Genomic DNA, 5,665 nt, shown 5'->3' with positions numbered 1-5,665 from the left:
ACTTGGAATTTACCTTTTGAGAATTAACGCTATTATTACTCCCGGGGCTTATTTGGATTATCTTGATCGATTATAAGAACGAGGAGATTCGATTGTTATAAGCCGACATTTTGTATCAAAAGATTGATAAAAAAGGCGCTACCGCATAATTGGTGACAACCATGAAAATTAATGATGTCGTTTTTTTTCTTCGAGAAAAGGGAATTTTAAATTGAGAGGTCCCTTTTTTTTACTGTTATGGTTCAGTGTGTCCTACTCTGCTGATAATTCCTTATCAACCTCATTTCCGGAAACACGTAACGAGGAATTTTGAAAACCCTTTATACTAAAGCCTTAGAGGGACTTTTCAATGTCATTCTGTCTCGTTATGTTAAAATTGCATAACGGGGCCTGTATCCCTTATTGATGCGGGTTACAGGCATTCTCGTTACGTTAATCAGGGAAGGCAGGTATCAACGGATTTAAATACATAATATGTTAGGATTTTATCTCAAACATTATTTCTAATTTTATTCAATTTGTACATTAACCAGCAGGGAACTTATTAGAACTTCATGAATTATACCTCACATTAACATTGTGTACATGAACTAATTCTGATAAAATGAATCAAAAAGAGGAGGTATCTCATGGTAACATTTAAAAACACTGCACCAGTCGTATGGCTATTGGTCGCGATTGCTGTTTTTGTCAGCGGTATTATTCTATTATTTGACGTAAAACTTGCCTGGGAAATCATAGAGACGAGCATTGCAGGTTTGGTTTTTGTGGTCGGAATCATGTATCTCATTTCTGTGTTTTTAAAGACAAGTGAACACAGGTTAAAACACCTGTGTATTGGGATTTTATGTGTGTTGGGTGGGATTGCCCTTTTTGCTACACCACAAATCATCAAAGGAACCTTTAATATGGTTGCAGGTGCCCTTGGTATCCTCATTGGTTTTTTAGTGCTTTTAAACAGTTTAAAGCTCAGAGGTGATGGCGCATCCTGGGTTGGAACACTTTTCACAGGACTTATTTATTTAACTTTGGGAATAATCATGCTTTTTTTCGCTAACCAGGGGCGGCTTTTCGGGCTGATATTCGGGATTTATCTGATACTCTTTTCGCTGAATATTTTTGGCGATGCTCTGGTTAACCTTATGGGTTCGAATACTGGCGCACAGAAAATCAAGAAGCACGTTCGGATTGCACTTCCAGTGGTATTTGCGGCTTTCCTGCCCAGAAGAATGTTGAACAAGGTGAATAAATTAGTGGAAGAGGAGCCGGATGCATTCCTGCTGCTTTCTGATCAGACAAAGGAAAAGTCAATCGATCTGGAAATTTATATTCACACCCGGAAGGGATTGATTCCCGGAATGGGGCATGTGGATATTTGTAAGGGAGACCTGGTTTACAGTTATGGAAATTACGATGATGCTACCTGGAAATTGGGTGGATTCTTTGCGGATGGTGTTATGGTGGAAATGGACAGAGCCTCTCACATTAAACAGGCTCTTGAAGTGGAAAAGAAAATCCTCATGGTATATGGCCTGACCCTGACACCGGAACATAGGCAGGGTGTACAGGATAAGCTTAATGAAATCATCGAACAGCTAGTTCCCTGGGAACCTCTGGCAGAACAAGCTGAAAAGGACGAAATTGATGGGAAGCCTGAAGATTACAATGATACTTCCAGCCAATTGTACAAGGATACAGGGGCTCTTTTTTATAAGTTCAGGTTTGGAAATCCTTTTAGAACCTATTATGCCATGGGAACAAACTGTGTAAAGCTCGTGGATACGGTGGTGGGTAAAACCGGGATAGATCTTTTAAGAATTAATGGGATTATCACGCCGGGAGCTTATCTCGATTATCTGGATCGGTTATATGAACGCGGGGATTCCATTGTGGTAACAAGAACCCTCTATCAGGATATCGAAAGAGAGTCAGATGAAGAGGCTGTAGCAGTCGAGAGCTGAGGTTACAAAAGCTTAAACTGCTTTTTGTTGTACGCAATCACACCTTCGGTTTTAAGAATTGAAAGCACCCGGGACAATGCACTTCGATCCACACAAAGGAAATCCGCCAATTCATTTCGAGTAAAGGGAATCTCAAATTGGGGATTCCCTTTTTTTTCGGCTTGAAGGGACAGATAAGATAAAACCTTGTCACGAATGGTTCGTTGGGATAATAGCTGATTCTTGCCGCTAAGCAGCATATTTTTTCGGGCGATGATCTTTAATAAATTTTCAATGAGCTGATTATGAAAAAGACAGCTGGAAGGGCAGGTGTTTATAATGCGCTGGACCCCAATAAACAACACGGTACTGTCTGCGGTTGCGATGACGGTTACCGGACTCTCGGTAACGCCGGCACAGGCAAAGGTTTCACCAAAAATATGTTCGGGCTTCAACTCCGTAAGAATCGAACGATTCCCCATAAAATCTTCCTGGATGATCTGAAGCCCTCCGGATAATAAAATACCCACTGAGGACACAGGGTTCCCGGTTAAAATCACGATTTCGCCTTTGGCATATTTTTTTTCTTCGCTGCCCAGACATTGGAGCATGGCTTCAAGATTTTCTTCAACCATTTCAAATAACTTAACATTTTTTAAGATTTCAAATTTATTCTTCATAATTCCTCTTCATGTTGCATATGCAACGGCTCTTTTGGGTAAATTATAGTATGATTGGGTCAAGAAATCAAGTAGGAGGAAAAAACGATGATTCGAAAAATAATTACAATTGATAAAGATAAATGCAATGGCTGTGGTTTGTGCGCGGATGCCTGCCATGAAGGCGCCATTGGTATGGTTAACGGCGTGGCGACACTTTTAAGAGATGACTATTGTGACGGCTTGGGAGATTGTCTTCCCACCTGTCCCACCGAAGCCATCACCTTTGTAGAACGTGAAGCAGATGCTTATGATGAAGCCGCTGTGCTTGAAAATATGAAAAAGAAAGAGGACGGAAAAATGAAATCGGAAAAAAAATCAGGTGGATGCCCGGGAACCCAGGCTAAAACCATTGAAAGAAAAGTTATTGTCGGGGAAGATGGTCTTGAGCCACTTGCCTGCGGATGCCCGGGCTCTTCTTCAAAACCCATTGTTCGGGAGAATGAAGACTGTGAATGCGGTTGTTCCGATGAGAAACCGGGAGCGGTTAAGGCACCAACTTCCCAGCTCAATCAATGGCCGGTTCAAATTAAGCTTGCTCCGGTAAATGCTGCCTATTTTAATGGTGCCCATTTACTGATTGCTGCGGATTGTACGGCTTTTGCCTATGGGGATTTTCATAATCGATTCATGAAAAATAAAATTACCCTGGTGGGGTGTCCTAAACTGGATTCAGTGGATTATGCTGAAAAGCTCACCGAGATTTTAAAAATCAATGACATCAAGAGTGTGACAGTGGTACGTATGGAAGTTCCTTGTTGTGGAGGGATTGTAGCTGCGGTTACCGAGGCCCTGAAAAATTCCGGAAAAATGATTCCCTGGCAGGTTTATACCATTACCACCGATGGTAAAGTTTTAGAAAATGTTTAAGAAAGGTTTTATCGGACTGATTTGGGGTAAGATATTAGTTATAAGCTAAAAAATTGGCGATGAAATAGAGAGTTGTCAAAAGTCTGATGATTAACTCTTAATGCCAAATAATAAAGAAAGAGGTACAAGCATGAAAGATATGTTTTGTTTTCAATGTGAACAAACCGCAAAGGGCACCGGCTGTGAAGTTAAAGGTGTGTGCGGTAAAACAGCTCAAATTGCAGGTCTCCAGGATAAATTAGTGGGAGCAACCATTGGTTTGGCCCGGGCAGTACAAAAGTCGAAAGCAACGGAAACAACCGATGCTGCTATTAAAAGAGCCTTATTTACAACCGTTACCAATGTCAACTTTGACGATGAGAGCCTGGAAGCTCTGATTGCCTGTGTGGAAAAAATGAAAACGGATATTGATCCCTCGGTAAAAAGCTATGATATGGCCAGGTTATGGGAAGAAAACGAAGATATCCGTTCTTTAAAGACTTTAATTCTTTTGGGAATAAAAGGCATGGCATCCTATGCCCATCATGCAGATATTTTAGGCTACAATGATCCCGTTGTTAATGCCTTTTTCTATAAAGCATTGGTTGCGGTGGGTTCAGACATGGGAATGGACGAATTACTGCCGCTGGTTTTAGAAACCGGAACCGTGAATCTTGCCTGTATGGAACTACTGGATAAAGCCAATACCGAAACTTACGGCACACCGGAACCGACAGAAGTGACCTTAACCATTGAAAAGGGTCCGTTTATTATTATTACCGGCCATGATTTACGTGATTTGCATTTGCTGTTGGAACAGACAAAGAATAAAGGCATTAACATTTATACCCATGGTGAAATGCTGCCGACCCATGCATATCCAAGCCTTAAAAGCTATCCGCAGCTTAAAGGAAACTTTGGGACGGCTTGGCAGAATCAGCAAAAAGAATTTGCCGATGTTCCGGCACCGATACTTTTTACCACCAACTGTCTGATGCCGGTAAAAGACAGCTATGCTGATCGTGTTTTCACAACCGATGTGGTTCAGTACCCATCAATGGTGCATATCGGAAAAGATAAAGACTTTACCCCGGTGATTGAAAAAGCACTGGCACTGGGAGGATACAGTGAAGCCCGGGAAATGACCGGGATTAATGGCGGAAAAACACTGATGACCGGTTTTGGACACGGCACTGTTTTATCTGTTGCCGGTAAGGTCGTTGAAGCTGTAAAGGCCGGGGAGATCAAACACTTCTTCCTGGTTGGCGGTTGTGACGGAGCAAAAACCGGACGAAATTATTACACCGAATTTGTCGAAAAAGCACCAAAAGATTCGATTATTTTAACCCTTGCCTGTGGCAAGTTCCGGTTCAACGATTTAGATCTTGGCACCATTGGCGGATTGCCAAGAATCATGGATATGGGACAATGTAATGATGCTTACTCAGCGATTCAGGTAGCCGTTGCTTTGGCAGGTGCCTTTGAATGTGACGTCAATGATTTACCGCTGAGCATGGTGCTTTCATGGTATGAACAAAAAGCGGTTGTTATTCTATTAACCCTTTTAGCCTTGGGCATTAAAAATATTTTGCTTGGACCTTCACTGCCGGCATTTATTTCACCAAAGGTACTGAATGTACTGATTGAAAAATATAATATCGGAGCCATTTCAACACCAGAAGCTGATCTGGCAAAATTGTTAGCATAATCATTTTTCTGAAAACTTAAAAAAATGAATCTCAAAGTCTTTCCCTAACCTGTTTTAAAAAAATGCTGCCAGCTCTTAACTCCAGGAGCTGACGGCATTTTTTTCGGGCTTAGGTCAAACCTTAAGTATGAACGACCTATTGTAAATTTAAAATGATTATGGTATTATAGTCACGTTGATAAATGGAACTATACATTCTCAGGAGAAGCAGATTTTCCTGTTGTATAATCATAAATGATAACTTGAATTGAAGAATAACAAAATTGAACAAGAAAGTATCTTGGAGGAAAAATTTATGTCTTTTAATATTGCAATTGCAGGTAAAGGCGGTGTTGGTAAAACAAGTCTTACCGGTATGCTCATTGAATATTTAGTTTCAGAAGGCTTGGGTCCGATCTTAGCTGTGGATGCAGATGCCAATGCAAATTTAAACGAAGTTTTAGGTGAAG

At 41.0% G+C, this 5,665-nt stretch carries 4 protein-coding genes and 1 pseudogene; 4 read left to right on the top strand and 1 reads right to left on the bottom strand.

Annotated features, from left to right (window positions below):
* The first annotated feature begins 629 nt into the window (after nucleotides 1–629).
* Complete coding sequence (locus tag VIK44_RS02600; RefSeq protein ID WP_331552286.1) at nucleotides 630–1,961, top strand: MFS transporter; 1,332 nt, start codon at nucleotides 630–632, stop codon at nucleotides 1,959–1,961.
* A 2-nt stretch (nucleotides 1,962–1,963) separates the two neighbouring features.
* Here the strand turns inward: VIK44_RS02600 and VIK44_RS02595 are convergent, their stop codons facing one another.
* The gene (locus tag VIK44_RS02595) at nucleotides 1,964–2,620 is read right to left on the bottom strand and encodes a Crp/Fnr family transcriptional regulator (RefSeq protein ID WP_331552285.1); all 657 of its coding nucleotides are present in this window, start codon (nucleotides 2,618–2,620) and stop codon (nucleotides 1,964–1,966) included.
* Nucleotides 2,621–2,707: 87 nt separating this feature from the next.
* Between VIK44_RS02595 and VIK44_RS02590 the strand changes: the two genes are divergently transcribed.
* From VIK44_RS02590 to VIK44_RS02580, 3 genes and pseudogenes are all read left to right on the top strand, one after another.
* Nucleotides 2,708–3,529 (top strand): ATP-binding protein, encoded by an 822-nt coding sequence (locus VIK44_RS02590; protein ID WP_331552284.1) that lies wholly within the window; start codon nucleotides 2,708–2,710, stop codon nucleotides 3,527–3,529.
* A 130-nt stretch (nucleotides 3,530–3,659) separates the two neighbouring features.
* The gene (gene hcp, locus VIK44_RS02585) at nucleotides 3,660–5,216 is read left to right on the top strand and encodes a hydroxylamine reductase (RefSeq protein WP_331552283.1); all 1,557 of its coding nucleotides are present in this window, start codon (nucleotides 3,660–3,662) and stop codon (nucleotides 5,214–5,216) included.
* A 295-nt stretch (nucleotides 5,217–5,511) separates the two neighbouring features.
* Nucleotides 5,512–5,665, top strand: a pseudogene (locus VIK44_RS02580) (carbon monoxide dehydrogenase); the annotation flags it as partial.

The organism is Acetobacterium sp. (assembly GCF_036508315.1).
Classification (GTDB): Bacteria; Bacillota; Clostridia; order Eubacteriales; family Eubacteriaceae; genus Acetobacterium.
The sequence above is the reverse complement of the archived record's forward strand: the minus strand, read 5'-3'. Positions and strand labels throughout refer to the sequence as shown.